This window comes from Campylobacter concisus (genome assembly GCF_902460715.1).
Lineage (GTDB): Bacteria > Campylobacterota > Campylobacteria > Campylobacterales > Campylobacteraceae > Campylobacter_A > Campylobacter_A concisus_AK.
The window spans coordinates 259,532-279,343 of the sequence record NZ_CABPUX010000001.1; the positions used below are offsets into that span (position 1 = coordinate 259,532).

Annotated in this window: 20 protein-coding genes; 3 read left to right on the forward strand and 17 right to left on the reverse strand. The window is 39.6% G+C overall.

Features of this window, described 5'->3' with window-relative positions; translation table 11 throughout:
• Positions 1–68: 68 nt before the first annotated feature.
• From F3G91_RS01240 to ftsZ, 3 genes are read left to right on the forward strand one after another with little or no spacing between them, the layout of a single operon-like run.
• Positions 69–1,526 carry a peptidylprolyl isomerase gene (locus F3G91_RS01240; RefSeq protein ID WP_148824270.1) on the forward strand — a complete coding sequence of 486 codons (1,458 nt, stop codon included), beginning with the start codon at positions 69–71 and terminating at the stop codon, positions 1,524–1,526.
• A gap of 5 nt (positions 1,527–1,531) precedes the next feature.
• Complete coding sequence (ftsA, locus tag F3G91_RS01245) at positions 1,532–2,950, forward strand: cell division protein FtsA (protein ID WP_103559079.1); 1,419 nt, start codon at positions 1,532–1,534, stop codon at positions 2,948–2,950.
• Positions 2,951–2,964: 14 nt separating this feature from the next.
• Positions 2,965–4,104, forward strand: coding sequence for a cell division protein FtsZ (gene ftsZ, locus F3G91_RS01250; protein WP_002940156.1), 1,140 nt, complete (start codon positions 2,965–2,967; stop codon positions 4,102–4,104).
• Between the two features lie 271 nt (positions 4,105–4,375).
• On the opposite strand, the gene F3G91_RS01255 is transcribed toward ftsZ, so the two are convergent.
• The 17 genes from F3G91_RS01255 to rpmH form a co-directional block, all read right to left on the reverse strand.
• Positions 4,376–4,672 carry a metal-sulfur cluster assembly factor gene (locus tag F3G91_RS01255; RefSeq protein ID WP_107856111.1) on the reverse strand — a complete coding sequence of 99 codons (297 nt, stop codon included), beginning with the start codon at positions 4,670–4,672 and terminating at the stop codon, positions 4,376–4,378.
• A gap of 3 nt (positions 4,673–4,675) precedes the next feature.
• Positions 4,676–5,866, reverse strand: a complete 1,191-nt coding sequence (locus tag F3G91_RS01260) for a peptidase M50 (RefSeq protein WP_149700448.1) — start codon at positions 5,864–5,866, stop codon at positions 4,676–4,678.
• A 1-nt stretch (position 5,867) separates the two neighbouring features.
• Positions 5,868–6,206, reverse strand: coding sequence for a hypothetical protein (locus tag F3G91_RS01265; RefSeq protein WP_149700449.1), 339 nt, complete (start codon positions 6,204–6,206; stop codon positions 5,868–5,870).
• A gap of 73 nt (positions 6,207–6,279) precedes the next feature.
• A complete protein-coding gene (gene msrB, locus F3G91_RS01270; RefSeq protein ID WP_149700450.1) occupies positions 6,280–7,320 on the reverse strand; it encodes a peptide-methionine (R)-S-oxide reductase MsrB in 1,041 nt (346 codons plus the stop codon).
• Positions 7,321–7,397: 77 nt separating this feature from the next.
• Complete coding sequence (purH, locus tag F3G91_RS01275) at positions 7,398–8,930, reverse strand: bifunctional phosphoribosylaminoimidazolecarboxamide formyltransferase/IMP cyclohydrolase (protein ID WP_149700451.1); 1,533 nt, start codon at positions 8,928–8,930, stop codon at positions 7,398–7,400.
• A gap of 22 nt (positions 8,931–8,952) precedes the next feature.
• Positions 8,953–9,525 carry a hypothetical protein gene (locus F3G91_RS01280; RefSeq protein WP_149700452.1) on the reverse strand — a complete coding sequence of 191 codons (573 nt, stop codon included), beginning with the start codon at positions 9,523–9,525 and terminating at the stop codon, positions 8,953–8,955.
• Positions 9,526–10,323: a TerB family tellurite resistance protein gene (locus F3G91_RS01285; RefSeq protein ID WP_149700453.1), complete on the reverse strand. Its 798-nt coding sequence runs from the start codon at positions 10,321–10,323 to the stop codon at positions 9,526–9,528.
• Between the two features lie 6 nt (positions 10,324–10,329).
• Positions 10,330–11,382, reverse strand: coding sequence for an SDH family Clp fold serine proteinase (locus F3G91_RS01290; RefSeq protein WP_103598235.1), 1,053 nt, complete (start codon positions 11,380–11,382; stop codon positions 10,330–10,332).
• A gap of 3 nt (positions 11,383–11,385) precedes the next feature.
• Entirely contained in the window at positions 11,386–13,575 is a 2,190-nt protein-coding gene (gene purL / locus F3G91_RS01295) for a phosphoribosylformylglycinamidine synthase subunit PurL (RefSeq protein ID WP_149700454.1), read from the reverse strand.
• Positions 13,576–13,631: 56 nt separating this feature from the next.
• Complete coding sequence (locus F3G91_RS01300; RefSeq protein ID WP_149700455.1) at positions 13,632–14,351, reverse strand: DUF8095 domain-containing protein; 720 nt, start codon at positions 14,349–14,351, stop codon at positions 13,632–13,634.
• 80 nt (positions 14,352–14,431) lie between these two features.
• Positions 14,432–15,007, reverse strand: coding sequence for an NAD(P)H-dependent oxidoreductase (locus tag F3G91_RS01305; RefSeq protein ID WP_149700456.1), 576 nt, complete (start codon positions 15,005–15,007; stop codon positions 14,432–14,434).
• Positions 15,008–15,049: 42 nt separating this feature from the next.
• A complete protein-coding gene (mnmE, locus tag F3G91_RS01310) occupies positions 15,050–16,375 on the reverse strand; it encodes a tRNA uridine-5-carboxymethylaminomethyl(34) synthesis GTPase MnmE (protein ID WP_149700457.1) in 1,326 nt (441 codons plus the stop codon).
• Positions 16,372–17,454, reverse strand: coding sequence for a Jag N-terminal domain-containing protein (locus F3G91_RS01315; RefSeq protein ID WP_149700458.1), 1,083 nt, complete (start codon positions 17,452–17,454; stop codon positions 16,372–16,374). Before F3G91_RS01315 ends, mnmE begins: the two co-directional genes overlap by 4 nt.
• Complete coding sequence (yidC, locus tag F3G91_RS01320) at positions 17,451–19,007, reverse strand: membrane protein insertase YidC (RefSeq protein ID WP_149700459.1); 1,557 nt, start codon at positions 19,005–19,007, stop codon at positions 17,451–17,453. The genes F3G91_RS01315 and yidC overlap by 4 nt, the downstream gene beginning before the upstream one ends.
• Entirely contained in the window at positions 19,008–19,349 is a 342-nt protein-coding gene (gene yidD / locus F3G91_RS01325; RefSeq protein ID WP_002940252.1) for a membrane protein insertion efficiency factor YidD, read from the reverse strand.
• On the reverse strand, positions 19,346–19,681 hold the full coding sequence (rnpA, locus tag F3G91_RS01330; protein WP_035142427.1) for a ribonuclease P protein component: 336 nt from the start codon (positions 19,679–19,681) through the stop codon (positions 19,346–19,348). The genes yidD and rnpA overlap by 4 nt, the downstream gene beginning before the upstream one ends.
• Complete coding sequence (rpmH, locus tag F3G91_RS01335) at positions 19,669–19,803, reverse strand: 50S ribosomal protein L34 (RefSeq protein WP_002940373.1); 135 nt, start codon at positions 19,801–19,803, stop codon at positions 19,669–19,671. Before rpmH ends, rnpA begins: the two co-directional genes overlap by 13 nt.
• Positions 19,804–19,812 lie beyond the last annotated feature (9 nt).

Here is a 19,812-nt window from a genome sequence, read left to right on the forward strand (position 1 = left end):
AGCTTATTTAAGCCAAATTTCTATAAAATATCGCACAAGCTTTGTTAGTATTTTAAAGGAAGAACTTAATGTTATCTTGGATGCAAAAACATAAAAAATACCTAGTCGTGACAATTTGGGTAAGCACGATAGCCTTTGTCGGTGCTGGTTTTGTCGGCTGGGGCGCATACGATCTAAACAGCAACAGAGCTACTTCAGTAGCTAAAGTAGGACATAGAAATATAAGCGTTCAAGAGTTGCAACAAAAATACGATAGGTTATATCAGTACTACAACAATGTATTTGAAGGCAAATTAACTCAAGAAAAAGCTGAAGAACTAGGCTTAGAAAATGCTGCACTTCAAGCTGCTATTCAAGAAAATTTACTATTAAATTTTGCAGACGATATCGGTCTTAGTGTTAATAAAGACGATGTTTTAAAATATATAATCGTCGATCCAACATTTCAAAAAGACGGCGTTTTTGACAAAAATTTATACTACGATGTGCTAAGAAGAGCCAGAATAAACCCAACTGATTTTGAAGACAATCTAAAACTAACTATCTTACTAGATAAACTTAGAACTATTTTAAATTTACCTGCTAGCAAAGAAGATATCGCCATGATGGAAGCTAGCTTTTTCATGCAAGATAAATTAGCCGTACAAGTAGTAAATGCTGATCAAAACGAGATCAAGGTAGATGAGAAAGAGCTAAAAGATCTTTGGGAGATAAATAAAAATAACTATATGACAAAGACACTTTATGGTATAGATACATACTTTGTCGAGTCAGAAAAAAGCGACGCAAACGAAAGCGTTTTAAAATCTTACTATAACGAAAACCAAGATAAATACAAAGGATCTGATGACAAGATAAAACCTTTTAGCGAGGTAAAGGCTGAAGTCAATAAAGACTACAACATAGAGCAAAGTAAAACTAACGCTTTAGAAAAGTATGTCGCTGTTAAAAAAGCTGAGCTTACAACTAATGGTTTTATAAGCGTAAATGAGGATAACGCTACTTTTTCACTTGATGAGATAAAGGGCGCAAAAGTTGGCGAAGTGATAAAACCATTTATCTACAAAGATGGCTATTTGATAGCTAGAGTAAAAAGCATAACTCCTCCACAACCTATGAGCTTTGAACAAGCAAGAGCTAATGTGCTTGAAATTTATAAAAGTAAAAAAGAAAAAGAAATTTTAACAGCAAAAGCAAAAGATACTCTACAAAACTTCAAAGGCACAGATGTTGGCTTTGTTAGCAGAGAGGTAAATGGCTCTATTGCGGGCTTAAATGAGAGCGATACAAGAGCTTTTGTATCTCAACTTTTTGACACTAACAACACAAAAGGTTATGTTATATTAGATGACAAAGCCGTAGTGTACGATATTTTGGAACAAAGATTGCTTACTAACAATATAAATAACAACTATAAGCAAATAACACAACAAAATGTTGCGATGCTTAAAAACAACGAGTTGATAAAAGATTTAACAAACAAACTTCTAAAATATTATGAAGTTAAAGAATATGTCAAAAGGTAAAAATTTTGAGTACTAGAATTTTAGGCATAGATGTCGGATCATTTCAAATTTGCGCCGTTATAGCAGAGCAAAATGATGATGGCATAAAAATAATAGGAATAGGCACAGAAAAAGCACAAGGTATAAAAAAGGGTGCTATAAACAACATTGAACTAGCTGCAAAATCTATAAAAAATGCACTCATAGAAGCGCAAAAAGTTGCGGGCACACACTATGAAAGAGTAGTAGTTTCGATATCTGGCAAATATACTAAAAGTGTAAATAGCAGTGGCGTAGTAAATATACCAAATCATGAAATAGGTATAAAAGAGATAGAGCGTGCCATGCAGATGGCAGATCACAATGCCGAGACTTCCCCAGAATATGAAAAACTTCATGTCTTGCCTTACAACTTTAAAGTGGATGGACAAGAATTTATAGAAGATCCTATTGGCATGAATGGCACCAGACTTGAAGTACAAACACATATCATAAGTATCCAAAAATCACAACTAAGCAACCTAAGAAAAGCTGTAAATTTAGCAGGTGTGCAGGTTGATAATGTAGTTCTTTCTGGTTACGCATCAGCCATAGCAACACTAACAAAAGATGAAAAAGAACTTGGTGTTGCACTCATAGATATGGGCGGCGAGACATGTAATATGGTAGTGCACGCTGGAAATTCACTAAGATATAACTCATATCTACACGTTGGCTCTGCAAATATAACCATAGATCTTTCAATGGCGCTTCATACCCCTTTACCAAAAGCTGAAGAGATAAAACTAGAATATGGCAAACTGGTAAATAAATCAGTCGATCTTATCGAGCTTCCAAGACTTGGCGATGAGCAAAAAACTCACGAAGTTTCACTTGATGTTATATCAAATGTCATCTCAGCTAGAGCAGAAGAGACTGTGATGGTGCTTGCAAATATGCTTGAAGATAGTGGATACAAAGATCTTGTTGGTGCTGGCATAGTACTAACTGGTGGCATGACAAAGCTTGATGGGTTAAAAGACCTAGCTTCTGCGATATTTGACAACATGCCAGTTAGGATCGCAAGACCAAAAGAGATGGATGGTTTATATGAGATTTTAAGAGATCCAGCAAATTCTTGTGCCATCGGTTTATGTATGTATGGCGCTGGTGAATTTACACCTTATGAGATAGACTCAGAAAAAAAGATGAGATATAAAGGTGAGTTAAGATCAAAGCCAAAAACAAATTTCAACATTTTTGAAGAAGAGAAAAAAGAGAAATTTGAAGCAAAAAAACAGGATAAGGATGATTTTGAAGAGGGCATTGAGCTTGTAAATATGGATATAAATTTAGAGCAAACAAACAACAAAAACGAGCTTGCAAATATCGCTGATATAAGTAAGCAAGAAAAAAAACCAAGTGCTTTAAAGAAATTTTGGCACAGCATGACACAACTATTTTGAGGAGAATTTTTACAATGAGCAACAGTTTCACAATCGAAGAGAACAAGAGCCTATATAGTGCAAAGATAAAGGTAGTAGGCGTAGGTGGTGGTGGTGGTAATATGATAAACCACATCATAAGAGAAAATCCAAATTTAGACATCGATCTAATGATAGCAAATACGGACGCTAAGGCACTTGACAATTCTCCTGCACACACAAAGATACAGCTTGGTGAGAAAAAGACAAAAGGTCTTGGCGCTGGCATGAGACCAGAAGTTGGCAAAGAAGCTGCACAAGAGAGCTACGAAGAGATAAAAAGTGCTCTTGAGACTTCTGATGTTGTGTTTATCGCTTCAGGTCTTGGCGGTGGTACAGGTACAGGTGCTGCTCCAGTTGTTGCGCAAGCTGCAAAAGAGATAGGTGCGCTAACAGTTGCAGTTGTTACTATGCCTTTTTCATTTGAGGGTAAAAAGCGCAGTAAGCTAGCAGATATAGGTCTAAGCGAGCTTAGAAAAGAGAGCGACTCTATCGTTATCATACCAAACGACAGACTTTTAACTTTGATAGATAAAAAATCAGGCATCAAAGAGAGCTTTAAAATGGTTGATGAAGTGCTTGCAAGAGCAGTAAATGGTATGTGCTCTATCGTGCTTGACTCTGGTGTTAGCGATATAAACCTTGACTTTGCTGACGTAAAAACAGTCATGAGCCACAGAGGTCATGCTTTGATGGGCGTTGGCGAGGCTTATGGCGAGGGTGCAGCTCAAGAAGCCATCAAAAATGCTATCCAATCACCACTACTTGACAATATGAACATAAACGGAGCGCTTGGCGTTTTAGTTCATTTTAAAATGCATCCAAACTGCTCACTTGATGATCTTCATAGTGCGATGTCAATGATCGAAGAGGCATCTGATGATGATGCTGATGTGATCTTTGGTACAACAACTGATGAAAACATAGAAGACAATAAAGTCGAAGTTACTATCATCGCAACAGGTTTTAAAGGTACTGAAAAAGAAAACGAAGAAAAAAAAATAGCCCAAGAGCCTGAAAACGATCTTTTAAATAAAAATATCGTTTTAAAAAGAAGAGTAAGTGGCGGATATAACAGCGACGAGTATATCTCTCAGCTAGATATCCCATCATATCTTCGCCACCAAATGGACTAAGTCCTAACTAAAAATTCTCCTGTTAAATTGCAAGTTTATCTTGCAATTTACCTTTTAATATATTCAAAATTTTAACCATAATCTAGCAAACACTTAAACTTGCATTATATTTTTTAGCTTTTACTTGCATAAATTTATTTGTAAATTTATTAAAGAGCTTAAGCATCACCAAAAAATTTAACTACGCTTTTTGTGATAAAAATTTAAAGTAGAAGTTCAAGAAGAAAAGCTAGAAATTTGCTGACTAAGCTAAATTTCTAGCCAATAAATTTTAATTCACTCCAAGCTGTGCTTTTACAAAGTCGCTTGCCATTTGGATATTCCACTCAGGCTCCCAAACTAGGTCGATCTCGCACTCTTTTACGCCTTCCACTCCAAGCGTAGCCGTCTGCACCCACTCAAGTATCATCTCATGAAGCGGGCATGACTTAGTTGAAAGTGTCATAGTCACCTTTGCTTTGCCGTTTTCATCGCAGCTTGCATCATATATGAGCCCAAGCGAAACGATGTCAAAGCCAACCTCTGGATCGACGATATTTGACAGAGCATCATAAATTTTTTCTTTCATTTTTTATCCTTTAAAACCAGTAAATTTAAAAACGTTTATCATATTTACAGCAAGTAAAATGATGCTTAAAGCCATAAAAATCATACTTGCATAGACCAAATTTCTCATCTCAAAGCTAACCGCCAAAGGATAGCACACAAGCGAAATGGCATTGCAGGCTATGGCAAAATATGCAGCCTTTTTTAATATCATCGCATCAAGCAGCGGCACTTTTGCCTTACCAACAAATGGCGCCACATAGTGATACCAGATGAGAAATGGCGCGATCTTATAAAGATGAGCCACGATAAAGGCAAACAAAAAGCCATATATCATAAAAAATGCAGCCAAATTTAGCTTTTCAAAAACCATAAATGTAGCAGCGCAAAGCAAGGCAAGCAGCGAAAGAGCGATATTTACATTCCAGTAGTCATACGCCTTTCTCACGCGCTTTTTTAAGATATAAAACGCTTGAGCTATAAAAAGCAAAGCTGCCACAGCCACCGCAAAAATGGCTAAATTTTCATCGATTGCTAGCAAAACTCCAGCCAAAATATAGCAGGTAAGCGAAGCCTTACTAAGTGTAAATTTAAGATCATGCGCCAAAGCAAACATCGGTAAAAGCACGCTTGCAGCCCCAAGTATGACAAAAAATACAAAGCCCAGCACAAAATATACGTGAAATTTTAATGTCATTATAAAATCAAGCATAAGTGTGCCGCCAAGTATCATCACTAGGCAAAATCCAAGCATTATGCCAACTAGCAAAAATATCGCCGAAATAAAGAGTGCAAAGGCGGCAAAGCTTCTTTTTTGATTATTTAAAAAGCTTAGCGCATAAGTCGAGCCAAAAAATACGAGCGAGAAAAAAAGTAAAACTCCGCCAACTTGCAAAATTTGACCCTCGCCAAATATCATCGCATAGCTCATGGCAAGCAGCGACAGGCAAAATATGGCTAAATTTACAATAGCCCCTTTAACCGTGAAAAATGGCTTTTCTAAGATGACCGAGGTTAGCTGATAGAGCGCTCCGATGATGATGCTCATCACAAAGCCCACGAAAAATATATGCAAAAAGCCAGCCGTATTTAGCGAGCTAATCGCCTCAAAATCAGCGTAAAAAAACGCCGGAGTGCTAAACGCTAAAAAGAAAATTCCAGCGATAAAGTAGCCGCCAACTAGCTTAAATGGCGGCGCATAGGTGTTTAAAAGCATTTTAGTGGCAAAGGCTGGTGTCTATGTTTTCTATGCTCGCACCCTCTTTTAGGCTAAAAGTCATCTTCACAGCCCCACCCTCAAGGTCCTCGCGCTCCACGTCAAAGCTCTTTTCTATCTTTGGTATGAGCCCAGCTGGAAATTTGTGATTTACCATCACGATCTTTGTATCTTTATTAGCAAATTTGATAGCCAAAAGCGCATTCATCATAGGCTCTGGCGGCACGCAAGGACGTGAGTCAAAACCCACAAAGCTTACTCCATTTTCACTAAATTTATAAAATGGCACCGTCGCACCCTCTACGTTAAACTGCTCTGCGTTTTTGAAAAATTCACTCATTTTTTCTCCTTTTGATTTTGGAGAATTATACTCTGATTAAACTTTTCAAACCATTGATTTGCTTCAACAAAAGCTACTTTACGTAGGGGATAAACTCCTCGTATCCAAGCCTAGCCATATCTTCAAGCGGTATAAATTTAAGGCTTGCGCCGTTTATACAATACCTTAGCCCACCCTTGTCGCTTGGTCCATCATCAAAGACATGTCCAAGGTGCGCATCACTGTTTTGCGACCTCACCTCTACCCTTTTCATCATAAAAGAGTTATCCTCGCTATACGCAAGCGCCGTTGTCGTGATAGGCTTTGTGAAGCTTGGCCAGCCACACCCCGCGTCAAATTTATCAGCGCTTGAAAAGAGCGGCTTGCCACTGGTGATATCGACATAGATGCCCTTTTTGTCAAATTTATCATACTCGCTGCTAAATGGCCTCTCAGTCGCCGCCTCCTGCGTCACGGCATACTGCTCGCTGCTTAAATTTCTCTTTAGCTCCTCTTTGCTAAGCGGCTTAAATTTAGCCTCGTCATAGAGTGGCTTGCTCGCCAAATTTAGATCGATGTGGCAGTATCCAAAAGGGTTTTTATCAAGATAGTCCTGGTGATACTCCTCGGCAATGACGAAATTCTTAAGTGGTGCTACCTCAACCACGATCTTATCTTTAAATTTCTTTTGCTCGATCTTTATAAAGCTCTCAATGACTGGCAGATCGTCCTTGCTTACATAGTAAATCCCGCTTCTATACTGCCTGCCGACATCATTGCCCTGTTTATTTAGCGAGGTCGGGTCGATCACTCTAAAAAAATGAGCCAAAATTTCAGCCAAAGCGACCCTATTTTCATCAAATTTGACATAAAGTGTCTCGGCGTGATCGCTCTCATGCAGCTCTCGGTAGCTCGTGTTCTCGCTCTTACCATTTGCGTAGCCCACTTTTGTATCTACCACGCCAAATATCTTTTTAAAATATCCCTGCATGCCCCAAAAGCAGCCACCTGCTAAATAAATTTCTTTCAAATTTTGCCCTGCCATCGTCTGCTCCTTTAAAAACTCATCTTTTGCCATCAAATTTACACCCAAAAATACCGCCAAAACCAAGAGAAAATTTAACATCTTTTTCATGAGAACTCCTTTTTTGAAGGATTATATAAAATTTAAAGTTATAAAGTGTGAAGTAAGGGGCAAAGCGCCCCTAAATTTTAGTGCAAGAAGTGTCTAACGCCAGTGAAATATAGCGACATGCCGTGTTCATCGGCAGCCTCTATCACCTCATCATCTCTTATGCTGCCACCTGGCTCGATGACGCATTTTACGCCCACTTTGCTAGCGATGTCGATGCTATCTCTAAATGGAAAGAACGCCTCGCTTGCAAGCACGCAGCCACTTAGGTCGATCTTTAGCTCTTTTGCCTTCGCTACGGCCGCACGAGCAGCATCCACACGGCTAGTCATACCCATGCCAATAGCCACCATAGCGCCATCTTTTACATAAACTACGCAGTTGCTCTTTGTTAGTGCAGCCACTTTCCACGCGATCTGAGCGTCTTTTAGCTCGCTGCCACTTGCAAATTTCTTGCTCATTTGCTTCATATTTTCAAGCTCTTCGTCTTTTACGAAGTCTCTTTCTTGAAATACAAAGCCACCATCGATGTGCTTAAAGTCAAATTTATCATTTGCGCGCACTAAAAATTTATTATCTTGTGTGAAAATTTTGATGCGTTTTTTACTCTCAAATACCTTAAGTGCAGCCTCATCAACATTTGCAGCGATGATTACTTCAACGTAAATTTCATTTATCTTTTTAGCTAGCTCCTCATCAAGCGTGCCATTTATCGCGACCACGCCACCGTATGCTGAGATCGGATCGCACTTAAGCGCTGCTACGTAGCTCTCAAGCAACGTATCTTTTACCGCAAAGCCGCAAGGGTTAGCGTGCTTGATGATAGCCACGGCAGGAGCGTCATCAAAGCTAGTTGCAAGCATCAATGCGCCATTTATATCGGTCATATTATTGAAACTTGCCTCGCCTTTTAGGGCTCTAAAGTTGTTCATAAAGAAATAATCAAACTCATAAAGCGCGCCTTTTTGGTGTGGATTTTCGCCGTATCTGGTGTCAAAAACCTTGCTTCCCACGATAAATCTAGCATCGCCAAAACCGCCATTAAATCTATCATTCATATAGTTTGCGATCATGCTATCATAAGCTGCTGTATGCTCGAACGCCTTTATCATCAGCGATCTTCTAAACTCAAAATCATCGCTTTTTTCTTTTAGGCGCTTTAAAATTTCATCGTAGTCAAGCACATTTGTGACGATAAGTACGTCTTTAAAGTTTTTAGCCGCACTTCTTACCATGGCTGGGCCGCCGATGTCGATATTTTCGATGATCTCGGCAAAGTCATCAGTCCTAATCGTAGTCTCTTTAAATGGATATAAATTTACGCAAACCAGGTCGATCCCCTCGATGCCACGCTCTTTTGCCTGAGCCACGTGCATAGCGTCGTCACGTTTGTGCAAAATGCCGCCGTGTATCTTTGGATGAAGGGTCTTTACCCTGCCCTCAAACATCTCAGGCGACGCCGTAAATTCGCTAACTTCAGTAGCTTTGACGCCCTCAGCCTTTAAAAGTTTGTAGGTGCCACCAGTTGAAAGTATCTGCCAGCCAAGCTCTTCTAGCCCCTTTGCAAACTCTACAATGCCCTCTTTATCGCTAACGCTAAGCAACGCTCTCATTTTTTCTCCTTTATTAAATTTTTTATCTTTTTGTTAAACACATACCTTTTACAAGCAGAAGCTGCCCCATTTTTATATCCTTTGCGATATTCTTTATCGATAAAGCTTCTAGCGTCACCATAACATTTGCAGCTGCATCTATATAATAGTCTTTTCTATCTACAAAGTTTTCACGCTTTTGACCAACAATATCAACGCTAAAGGCATAGCTTGAAATTTGATTGCCATCAAAGTAACTTGCATCTAATACGCTTAAATTTATAGGTTCCTCTTTCTCAAGCGCCTCGCATATCGGCTTTTTCGAGCTAAATTTCATCACCTTTATACCGCGATCATACGAAAAGATATACTCACTAATTTCGTTTAATTTTTTTGCTTGAACTGACATAATGTCACTCTTGTTGCCATCTTTATCGACAAATATTATGCTCACATTACTATCTTTAACATCGTAGTTGCTGATGACTAGCCTTTGATCTCGATAAAGCTCGCTTTGTGTAAGCTTAAATTTTATCTCTTTTCCATCGACATTTACCACTTTAAAATCATTACAAAAGCCAGCCACTGCTAGCAGCAAAATAATAAATTTCTTCATCTAAACTCCAAATTTCTCTTTTAATCGCCCATAAGCCTCATTTATCTCCTGAAGCTTCTTGGTTGAGCGCTCTATCACATCTTTGCTCTCACCCCTGCCCATCAAAATGTCAGGATGATACTGCCTCACAAGCTCTTTGTAGCGAGCCTTTACCTCATCAAGGCTTGCATTTTTACTAAGTCCTAAAACCTCAAATGCATCGTTTTCTCGGCTCACCTCATCGCGGTCTGCCCCAAATCTTGAGCCATAGAAGCTATCAAATTTAAAGATTATCTCATCAAGCGTCTCTTTATCTATGCCAAATCCATAAGCGATATTTCTTATAATATCTTGCTCACTTTTGTTAAATTCTCCGTCTATATAGGCTAAATTTAGAAAAAAAGTGAGCTTAGCCACACAGGTGTCGTAGTTTAGATTAAACGCGCGTTTATAAGCTTTGGCGATTTCATAGGCGTTATCCACATTTTCTTTTTCTCTGTTATAGACCTCTTTTAGATACTCACGCACGCCACTGGCGTTATCCATATTTTCTTTTTGACTGCTATATACCTCTTTTAAATACTCACGCACGCCACTAATGCCACTAATTTTCTGGCTTAGATCATCAAGTGCTTGAGTGATCAGTCTAGCCTCTAGTTCGCTAACCCTGCCGTCACTTTTAGCTACTTTTGCAAGTAGCGATACTAGAAACATAGCCTCACTTAGTGAGAGTAGAAATTTAGTCTCATTTGCATTTGCTTGTTTCTTAAAGAAAAATATCACACCGCCTAATATCAGTAAAAACAAAACTCCAAACATATTATATTACCACAAGTGATATATGGTATTTTTTATCTTGCCATTTACCAGTTCGTTTTTACGCCAAGAGCTCTCGTCGTTCATCACGTTCCAGCGGCGCTCCTCAGGGCGGTAAAACCAGTCTTTATCGATCTGATAGTAAATTTGCTTGCCGTTTGTCTCGATAATGTTTGCGATGTTGTTATCGTGATAGCTGTTCTCATCGTAGTCGGTAAAGGCTCGCTGTCCCATCTCTGAGTAAAGTAGCGTTAGCTCCTGAAGCATCTCATTTAGATCATCGTCCATTTTCTTGACATGTAGGCCTATCTCCTGCGCCTCACGAAAAAGTATCGGATACTCGTGTGCCGGGTAGTCTGCGTTTAGCCTCTCTGAAATTTCAACGATCTTTTTATCATCATCTATGTGGTATCTAAGCAGCTCAGAACAAATTTTAAGTGAGAGCGAACTAGCACGATCAACCGCACCAAAAACTAGCGGATGGATATACTCGTAAAGTGAGTTGTAAGGGTTTGTGTCGTTTGGTCTATCTTTATCCTGCTCTTTCCAAAGCTTCACCACACGGCTAAGCTCGTCCATAGAGACGCTAACAAGCTCATTGCCCTTATTTGTAGGACTTAGCTCGTGTTTTAAAGAGGTATCAACTGGCGTTAGATAGGCAAGTGGCCCCATCACGATCTCATTTGCACCAAGTGCCATCATCGTAGCAGCTGAGGCGCAGTTTGATGGGATCAGCGCTATTAAATTTTTGCAGTAGTTTCTAAGGGTGCTAATGATCCTAAGTGCGGCTATACCGCTTCCGCCGTCACTTTTTATGAAAAGATAGGCAGTATCTATCTTTTTGCCCTTTAAAATTTCATACATAGCGCTTGCATCGTTGCCGCAAACATTACCAGCGTTTGAGTTGTAGTAGGTTATCAAAGGGGCATTTAGCCTTTTTTCGATCGTACTTATCAAATTTTGAGTATCGCTAAAGAGCACTGGCGGTTTCGCCACGCCCTTTTTCTCGTTTTGCTCTACTTCCTTTTCCCCGCTTGCTTTTTGAGACTTTTTAGAAAACATCTCTTAGTCCTCCTTTTTTACGATTTTCGCAAACTCATTTAGATAAATTTCTCTTACGTCCTCTAAGCTCTCATCGATATCATTTAGCTTAAATCTCTTGCCTCCGCTAACGCCGATCTTTTCAAATTTCACTCCAAATTTAGCTGCAAGCGCTTCAAATTTAGCCTCGTCTTTTACACCCACGACCGCCCTTGAAAAGCTCTCATCAAAGATGAAATTTGGCTCTTTAAATTTAACTTCGCAGCTTGCGCCGATGTTTGAGATGCTAGCCATTTTTGCTAGCGTGATAGCAAGACCGCCCACACCTACGCTATTTGCAAACTCTAAAATTTGCTCTTTATTTGCCTCTATCACTAGCTCCCAAATAGCCCTTTCAGCCTTATAATCAACTTCTTTTAGCTTGCCACCAACCACGTCAAATAGCGCCTTTGCGTAAAGAGAAGCAGCAAATTCTCCGCTTGTCTCACCAAGCAAGTAAATCGCCCTGCTCTCGCTTAAAAATGTGCTTTTTAGGTTTAAATTTGCATCTTCATTTACCCCAACTGTTACGATGGCTGGCGTTGGATAGACGCTAACGCCGTCAGTGTCGTTATAAAGGCTCACGTTGCCACTCACAACTGGCGTATTTAGCTCACGGCAAGCCTCTTTTATGCCTTCACATCCCTCTTTAAACTGCCACATAACCTCTGGATTTTGCGGATTGCCGTAGTTTAAGCAGTCAGTGATCGCAAGTGGCACAGCGCCGCTCATCGCTACCTTTCTGCCAGCTGCAGCGACAGCTCTTGCAACGCCTATTTTTGGATCAACGAAATTTGCTCTTGGATCGCACTGAGCAGCCATAGAGACGGCCTTTTTAGTGCCTTTTACTCTGATACTTGCAGCGCCTAAGTGGCCTGGCTGTTTTATCGTATTTGTCTGGATATTTGCGTCATATTGATCGTAGATGAAGCTTTTATTTAGCACTTCAGGCTCTTTTAAAAGCTTGAAAAATGCGCTTTTGTTATCAACATTATTTGGTATTTGTAAATTTGCTATCTCATCAAGGTATTTTGGACGTGCGACTGGACGATCAAGCACCGGAGCTGCCTCGCTAAGTGGGCCGATAGGGATTTCACCTGCGAGCTCACCGTGCCAATAAAGCTGCATCACGCCGCTACTTGTGACCTCGCCGATGATCTCAGCGTCAAGGTCCCACTTTCTAAAAATTTCAAGTACCTTTTGCTCATAGCCTTTTTTGGCGCATATTAGCATACGCTCTTGAGACTCGCTTAGCATCAGCTCATAAGGCGTCATGCCAACTTCGCGCATCGGCACGCGGTCTAAATACATCTTCATACCGCTGCCACTTCTGCCAGCCATCTCAAAGCTAGAGCTCGTTAGCCCTGCTGCGCCCATGTCTTGGATGCCGATGATGTAGTCTTTTTTAAAGAGCTCCAAGCACGCCTCCATGAGCAGTTTCTCGGCAAATGGGTCGCCTACTTGCACCGTTGGGCGAAGTGATTTATTTTCGTCGTTAAAGCTATCGCTCGCCATCACAGCGCCACCAAGTCCGTCCCTGCCGGTCTTTGAGCCCACGTAAATGACTGGGTTGCCCACGCCTTCGGCCTTGCCGTAGAAAATTTCATCACTTTTGCAAAGTCCAAGCGCGAAAGCGTTGATTAGGATATTGCCATTAAAGCTAGGATCAAATGTAGTCTCGCCGCCGATCGTTGGGATGCCCATGCAGTTGCCGTAATGTCCGATACCAGCGACACTTCCTTTTAGCAAATATCTATGCTTTTTGGCTAGCTCGCCCTCGCCTCTTATCTCGCCAAAACGAAGTGAGTTCATGTTCGCAACGACTCTTGCGCCCATCGTAAAGACGTCTCTTAAAATTCCACCAACGCCAGTTGCAGCGCCCTGAAACGGCTCGATAAAGCTTGGGTGGTTGTGGCTCTCCATCTTAAACACAGCCGCAACCCCGTCGCCAACGTCGATGACGCCAGCATTTTCGCCAGGTCCTTGAATGACCCAAGGTGCCTTTGTCGGAAAGCCGTTTAGGTATTTTTTGCTTGATTTGTAGCTGCAGTGCTCGCTCCACATCGCCGAAAATATGCCAAGCTCTAGTAAATTTGGCTCACGGCCTAAAATTTTTAAGATCTCTTCATACTCTTCGTCGCTGATTTTATGTGCTTGTATGGTAGCTTTATCCATTGATGTAACCTTTTAAGAATTTTAAGCTATTTTACAACCTTGCTTATAAAAAGTTACTAAAAAGCCTTTTGGAATTTACTAAAACAAAGCACATTTGAGAGAATTTCGCCTTGCTTTACAAGGTCGCTTTCAATAAATGTTTTATAAAAATTTTGCGTTAGCGTCTCAGCCTTAATCTTCTCTTCATCTTCGCTTGAAAGGTTGAAATAATATTTCGTCTCTCTTAGAAAAAAGCCTCGTTCATTAGATATATCTGAGTTTAGGATCACCGCAAAAAAGCCATTTTTCAAAGGATGATTTGTCACGCTTTTTACTTTTATCACCTCTTTGCCACCTGCAAAAGCTTCGCAAACTGGCACGCTTTTTGTGCTATAAACCACGCTTTTTATAGCGCCATTTGAAATTTCATAAAATTTGATATTTTTTGCATTTACGAGCTCCTCTATGTCACTAGCATTTGACAAGATGAGCTCGTGGTTTGTGCTTAAATTTTTAACAAGCACCATTTTGTCTGCTTCGCTGCCTTGCATGAGATCGCCAAGAGCGCTAAATTCTGCATTTACTCCGGCTGCTTTTATCTCAGCCTTGCTGACAATGTTTGCAAATTTATTAAAGTCATTTAGGCTGTTTTGCTGCTTATAAATTTTCATCTCGTGCAAGGTTTCGTTATTTTCAAGATAGAGTAAATTTGCCTCATCGCTTGGCTTTAGAATTTGCTTGCTAGCACACCCAGCAAATAAGATAATAGCAGCTAAAAATAGAAATTTTGCCCTCATTTTTCCCACACAAAATAGATGTAAATTTAAACGCTCTCTAGCGCAAATAGCTAAAGAGCGGTAGAAATTTGTTTTTACGCTTAGAAAACTTTTTCAAGATGCGCCTCATACTCTTTTAGGTATCTTGGCACGTCTGGCATCTTGATAACATCGCAGCAGATAAAGTGCGGAAGCGACTTTAAGCCCATAAATTCATTTGCCTTTCTAAAATGAAAATAAACTCCATCAACGCCGCGCGCCTCAAAAAACTCGTTTGGATCGCTAAATGCCTCGGCTGGGGCATTCCAAGTAAGGCTTAGCATAAATTTCTTGCCATTTAGCAAGCCGCCTTTGCCGTAGTTTTTAGTTGGATCAACCCTATGCCTGCCATCACTCGTATAAAGCTTGCCATGACCTGCGGTAAAGACCTCGTCGATATACTTTTTCACTATCCAAGGCTCGCCCATCCACCAAGCTGGCATCTGCCAAACTACCACGTCCATCCAGAGAAATTTCTCAACTTCAGCCTCGATATCATAGCCTTGATCTATCACGGTTTGCTTTACCTCGTGACCCATTTTTGCTAGTTTTTCGCACGCAAGATCGTGAAGTGTTTGATTGAGCCTGCCATCTGAATGGCCAAATTTTTTGCCGCCATTTAAAAGTAAAATTTTCATATTCTCTCCTTTAAAAAGCGCAGATTTTAGCCAAAAAAAGTATCATTTTCCTAAACAAAAATGGCTAAACATCTCATCTAAAATTTCACTTCTCTCAAATGGCTTTGTGATACTTGCGAGTGCCTTTATCGCGGTATTTAGCTCATAAGCAAAAATTTCTAGCTCATCTTCACTTAGTCTTAAAAACGCCCTTTTTAAAGCCTCGCTCGCCTCTTTGCAGCTTAAAATTTGGCGGTTTGAGCTTAGCATGATCTCGTCGGTGTCTTGCGTCTTGAGATAGACCTCAAGCTCTTTTAAAACTACGCTCGTATCGGTTTTTGCTGAAATTTTGATGGCGCCCTCTAACTCTATGTCAAATTTAAACGCAAGATCGCTTTTATTTAGGATAAAAAAGGCTTTTTTATTTGAGTTAGAAACGAGCTTTATTATCTCTTTATCTTGCTCGTCGCTTAAAGATGAGCCGTCAAAGATAGCTAGGATGATGTCGGCCTCGTTTATGGCTGAGATTGAGTAGTTTATGCCGATTTGCTCGATCTTTCCAGCGTCTTTTCTGATGCCTGCGGTGTCTATTATGCGAACTAGATGCGAGCCGATCTTAAAATTTTCTTCTATCCTATCTCTAGTTGTGCCAGCCTCATCGCTAACGATCGCTCTTTCATATGCCAAAAATGAGTTTAAAATGGAGCTTTTGCCAACATTTGGCTTGCCAACGATGGCGATCTTAAAGCCATCTATTAGTCCCCTTCTTTGCTCGCTAAGAGTTGCTATGCGCTCTAGCTTCTCGCTATTTTTTGAAAGCATCTGTTTAGTCTGCTCTAGCAAATTTGCTGGCAGATCATCATCAGCATAGTCGATCATCGTCTCAACAAAGGCAAGAGTTTTGACCACTTCACCCCTTATCTCACCTACAAATTTACTAAGATCGCCTTGCATCTGACGGGTCAAAATTTTAGCAGCGATCTCACTTTTTGAAGTGATGAGCCCTTGCATCGCCTCAGCCTTGGCTAAATCCATCTTGCCATTTAAAAATGCCCGCTTGCTAAACTCGCCAGGCATAGCAAGCCTTGCGCCAGCTCTTATTAGCTCATTTAAAATTCTCTCGCTCACCATCACGCCGCCATGAGTTTGAAACTCGACGATATCCTCGCCAGTAAAGCTTGCTGGGCCTTTAAAATATATAACGATGCCCTCGTCTAAAATTTCATCATCAAGGGAGTAAATTTTGGCTAGTTTTGCGTATCTTGGCTCTAAATTTGAAAGTTTAAGAAGTTTTAAAGAGATGGCCAGGGCGTCCTTGCCGCTAAGCCTTACGATAGAAACTGAGCCGATGCCATAAGCTGTGGCAAGGGCTGCAATGGTCTCACTCATTTTTTGAAAAAGTCATTTACAACGACAAATTTGCCGTCATTGCCACTTTTTATGCCGACATATTTATCTGGGAATTTCTCGCGAAGTTTCTCAAGTGCGATCTTGACTAAAACTCCATCAAGTGGCTTAGTTTGGGCTCTACCACTATTTTGCACACGCTCGATCACACCATTTAGATATTGATCCATCATCGCTTCTTGATTTTGCAAAAATTGCGCGATCTCAAGGCGGATAGCGAGGTTGTATTTAGAATTTAACCAGTTATAAAGCATATAAGAGATCGCTTTATATCTATAACCCTCTTTGCCGATAAGTAGCGCCGCATCAGCACCGTCTAGCTCGATAAGCACTGTCTCATCGTTAAATTTACTAACTTCTACCTTGTCTATCTCAAAGCAGCTTGCTTTAAAAAGACGCGTCATGCCCTCTTTTATCTCAGGCAAAATTTTATCAAAGTCAATTACAACTTTCTCTTTTTTCTCTTTTGGTAAAGCTTGAGGTGCGCTCTCTTCATCAGTTTGGTTGAAATTTTCGATGATTGAAGTATCTAGGATGTTTTTAGGAGCACTTTTGCTAGCTTGTGGCTCTTTTGCCCCTTTAGTCTCTTTTTGCTCTTTTGGCTCATCAAGTCTTTTTATAACATATCCTGGCTCTTCAGCCTCTTTTTCACCCTTTTCTGCAAAGGCATCTTTTGCAAGGGCTGAGTTTTTTTCACTCAAATTTGGCTTTTCATTTTTATGCTCTTTTTGCTCAGACTTAGCCTCATTTTTCTCATCTTTATGCTTTTTAGGATTTCGCTTTTTATCATTATGATCGTGTTTTTTGCTCTGTTTTTTCTCTTCTTTTGCAGGCTCGTTTTCATCACTTTTTTTAGCAAAATTTCTATCATTTTTTGGTTTATGTTGTGGTTTTGGCTGATTTTCTAAATTTGCCTCAATGATCGCTGTCTTTTTAAAAAATCCAAAAATTCCGCTACTTGGATGCTGCAAGACCTTTATATCAAGCTCTGTGACTGAGCAGTTAAGCTGCTCGGCTGCCTTTTGAAATGCCTCTTGAAGGGTATTTGCTTCTATTTTCATTGAGCCTTTACCTCCGCAGCTTTTTTATGTTTTTCAAAAAGTTTATTTACAAAGACTTGTTGAACTATTGAACAAACGTTATTTACAAACCAGTAAAGCGTAAGACCTGCTGGGAATGTCACAACAAAAATTGTGAAGATTAAAGGCAAGAATTTCATAACCTTTTCTTGCATAGGATCGGTAAATGTCGTTGGTGTAAGTTTTTGTTGTAAAAACATCGTTAGACCCATTAAAATAGGTAGCACAAAGTATGGATCCATCACTGAAAGATCGTGTATCCAAAGTATCCAAGGAGCACCTTTTAGTTCGATAGCATTTAGTAAAACGCGGTAGATCGCAAAAAATACCGGAATTTGAAGCAAGATCGGCAAGCAGCCACCCATAGGGTTTGCACCATGTTTTTTGTATAGCTCCATCATATGAACTTGCATCTTTTGCTTATCATCTTTATATTTTGTTTGGATCTCTTTTACCTTTGGAGCAAGCTCTTTTAGCTTATTCATCGATAGCATACCCTTATATGTAAGTGGGAATAAAACTATCCTTACAACAAGCGTTAGCACAACTATCGCCCAACCCCAGTTGCCGATGTAGTTATGCAAGAAATTTAAGAATGCAAACATCGGCTTTGCTATAAATGTAAACCAACCATACCTGATAACATCGTTTAGTCTCTCATCCATCGAGCTTAAAATTTTATGCTCTTTTGGTCCGATGTAAGCGCCTAGTTTTAGACTATCGTTTGCCTTTACAAAGACGATAGGATTGTTATTTGCATCTTTATCTACAACAGCTTCAAATGGTTTATTAAATGAGTAAAATAGCGTCGTATAGTATCCGTCATAAGAAGCTGCAATAGTTATGTTTGTGTAATTTTTAGCCTCCTTTGCATCGCCATCTTCTATGATATTTAGGCTATCGTCTGTATTTCTAAGCATAACACCATGAACCATTTGGCTATCAACTGCAATATTTGGTCTAAAGCCAGGAGTGACGAAATAATCAACACTTTTGCTTAAATTTACTTCAACCTCATAACGACCATTTGGGTAAAATTTGATATTTTTTGTAACAGTAACGCCGTCTAAATTTTGAGTGAGTTTTATAGTTTTAGGCTCGCTGCTAGCATCTACCTCACTAACGTCACTTGTGTATGCAACTTTAAGAGCATCGCTACTTAAAGCACGATCATTAAATTTAACTTCAAGTGGCATCGGTCCGTCAGAGACTAGCTCGAGTTTCTCGCCATTTTTATTTTTATATCTATCTTCAGTTAGATAGAATTTCGCGATCCTACCTAGTTTATCTATCTTTGCTTCGTAGCTTTGACCTTTGATGGTAGCGATTATCTCGTTTGAAGCTAAATTTTCATTTGATTTTGGAGTATCGTTAGCAGAGGCTGGAGCTTTGCTTTGATCCATTGTTTGAGAGATCGTTGTCTGGTTTTGCTCTAGTGGAGCTCTTTTTGGCATAAAAAAGTCATATACTATAAAAAATACGATAGACAAAAGTGCTGCAAGAAGCAGTCTTTTTTGCATAGACATCTGTTCCATTTAATTTTTTTCCTTTAATTTATCTAATACTTTTACGACATAAAATTTACTATTTTGGCAAGGGATAAACCAGAAATTTACATTTTTGGTATCGCTTTTTTGAAATATAAAACATGAGTTAAATTTTTTGCGGATGATTGGGTAGTTGATACCGCCTTTGAAAAGTTGATTGCATCTTAAAATTCGCATAAATGTTGCAAAAAAAGCAGAGAAAAAGCTATTTGTTTGAAATTCCCAAATGGCGTATTGTGAGCAAGTCGGATAGTAGCGACAGCTTTTTGGCAGAAGTATGGAAATATATTTTTGATAAAAAGCGATAAATTTAATCGCAAATTTTTTCATTTTAGACATCCCATTTTTTTTGTAGACCAGCTCAAATTTTTACAAATTTTGTCAAATGAAATTTCTGTAATTCCATTTTTTGCGACCATAATGTAAGTGCCATCTTTTAGCTCGTTAGAAATAGAAAAAAAAGCAGCTCTTAAAAGTCTCTTTGCTCTATTTCTAACTACTGCTTTTCCCACTTTTTTGCTAGCAACAACTGCTAATTTTTTTTCAATTGTAGGTTTATAAAAAACTACGCAAGCGTCGCAGTGCCATTTGCTGGCCTCTTTATAAACCTGAGAAAATTCTCTCGAGTCACTTAGTGACTCAAAACCAGCTAAGCAGCCAATCTTTTTCTACCTTTAGCACGTCTAGCGTTGATAACCTTGCGGCCATTTTTAGTTTTCATTCTTAAACGAAAGCCGTGAGTGCGTTTTTTAGGGGTTTTATGAGGTTGATAAGTCCTTTTCATTTCTATCCT

Bases quoted from the DNA above. Each gene is read 5' to 3' on its own strand.
- F3G91_RS01265 (WP_149700449.1), bottom strand. From the start codon at position 6,206: ATGAGTGAATTTTTCAAAAACGCAGAGCAGTTTAACGTAGAGGGTGCG.
- yidC (WP_149700459.1), bottom strand. From the start codon at position 19,007: ATGGAACAGATGTCTATGCAAAAAAGACTGCTTCTTGCAGCACTTTTG.
- purH (WP_149700451.1), bottom strand. From the start codon at position 8,930: ATGAGAGCGTTGCTTAGCGTTAGCGATAAAGAGGGCATTGTAGAGTTT.
- rpmH (WP_002940373.1), bottom strand. From the start codon at position 19,803: ATGAAAAGGACTTATCAACCTCATAAAACCCCTAAAAAACGCACTCAC.
- F3G91_RS01260 (WP_149700448.1), bottom strand. From the start codon at position 5,866: ATGCTTTTAAACACCTATGCGCCGCCATTTAAGCTAGTTGGCGGCTAC.
- F3G91_RS01285 (WP_149700453.1), bottom strand. From the start codon at position 10,323: ATGTTTGGAGTTTTGTTTTTACTGATATTAGGCGGTGTGATATTTTTC.
- yidD (WP_002940252.1), bottom strand. From the start codon at position 19,349: ATGAAAAAATTTGCGATTAAATTTATCGCTTTTTATCAAAAATATATT.
- F3G91_RS01255 (WP_107856111.1), bottom strand. From the start codon at position 4,672: ATGAAAGAAAAAATTTATGATGCTCTGTCAAATATCGTCGATCCAGAG.
- F3G91_RS01315 (WP_149700458.1), bottom strand. From the start codon at position 17,454: ATGAAAATAGAAGCAAATACCCTTCAAGAGGCATTTCAAAAGGCAGCC.
- ftsZ (WP_002940156.1), top strand. From the start codon at position 2,965: ATGAGCAACAGTTTCACAATCGAAGAGAACAAGAGCCTATATAGTGCA.
- F3G91_RS01300 (WP_149700455.1), bottom strand. From the start codon at position 14,351: ATGAGGGCAAAATTTCTATTTTTAGCTGCTATTATCTTATTTGCTGGG.
- F3G91_RS01240 (WP_148824270.1), top strand. From the start codon at position 69: ATGTTATCTTGGATGCAAAAACATAAAAAATACCTAGTCGTGACAATT.
- msrB (WP_149700450.1), bottom strand. From the start codon at position 7,320: ATGAAAAAGATGTTAAATTTTCTCTTGGTTTTGGCGGTATTTTTGGGT.
- F3G91_RS01290 (WP_103598235.1), bottom strand. From the start codon at position 11,382: ATGTTTTCTAAAAAGTCTCAAAAAGCAAGCGGGGAAAAGGAAGTAGAG.
- F3G91_RS01305 (WP_149700456.1), bottom strand. From the start codon at position 15,007: ATGAAAATTTTACTTTTAAATGGCGGCAAAAAATTTGGCCATTCAGAT.
- mnmE (WP_149700457.1), bottom strand. From the start codon at position 16,375: ATGAGTGAGACCATTGCAGCCCTTGCCACAGCTTATGGCATCGGCTCA.
- F3G91_RS01280 (WP_149700452.1), bottom strand. From the start codon at position 9,525: ATGAAGAAATTTATTATTTTGCTGCTAGCAGTGGCTGGCTTTTGTAAT.
- purL (WP_149700454.1), bottom strand. From the start codon at position 13,575: ATGGATAAAGCTACCATACAAGCACATAAAATCAGCGACGAAGAGTAT.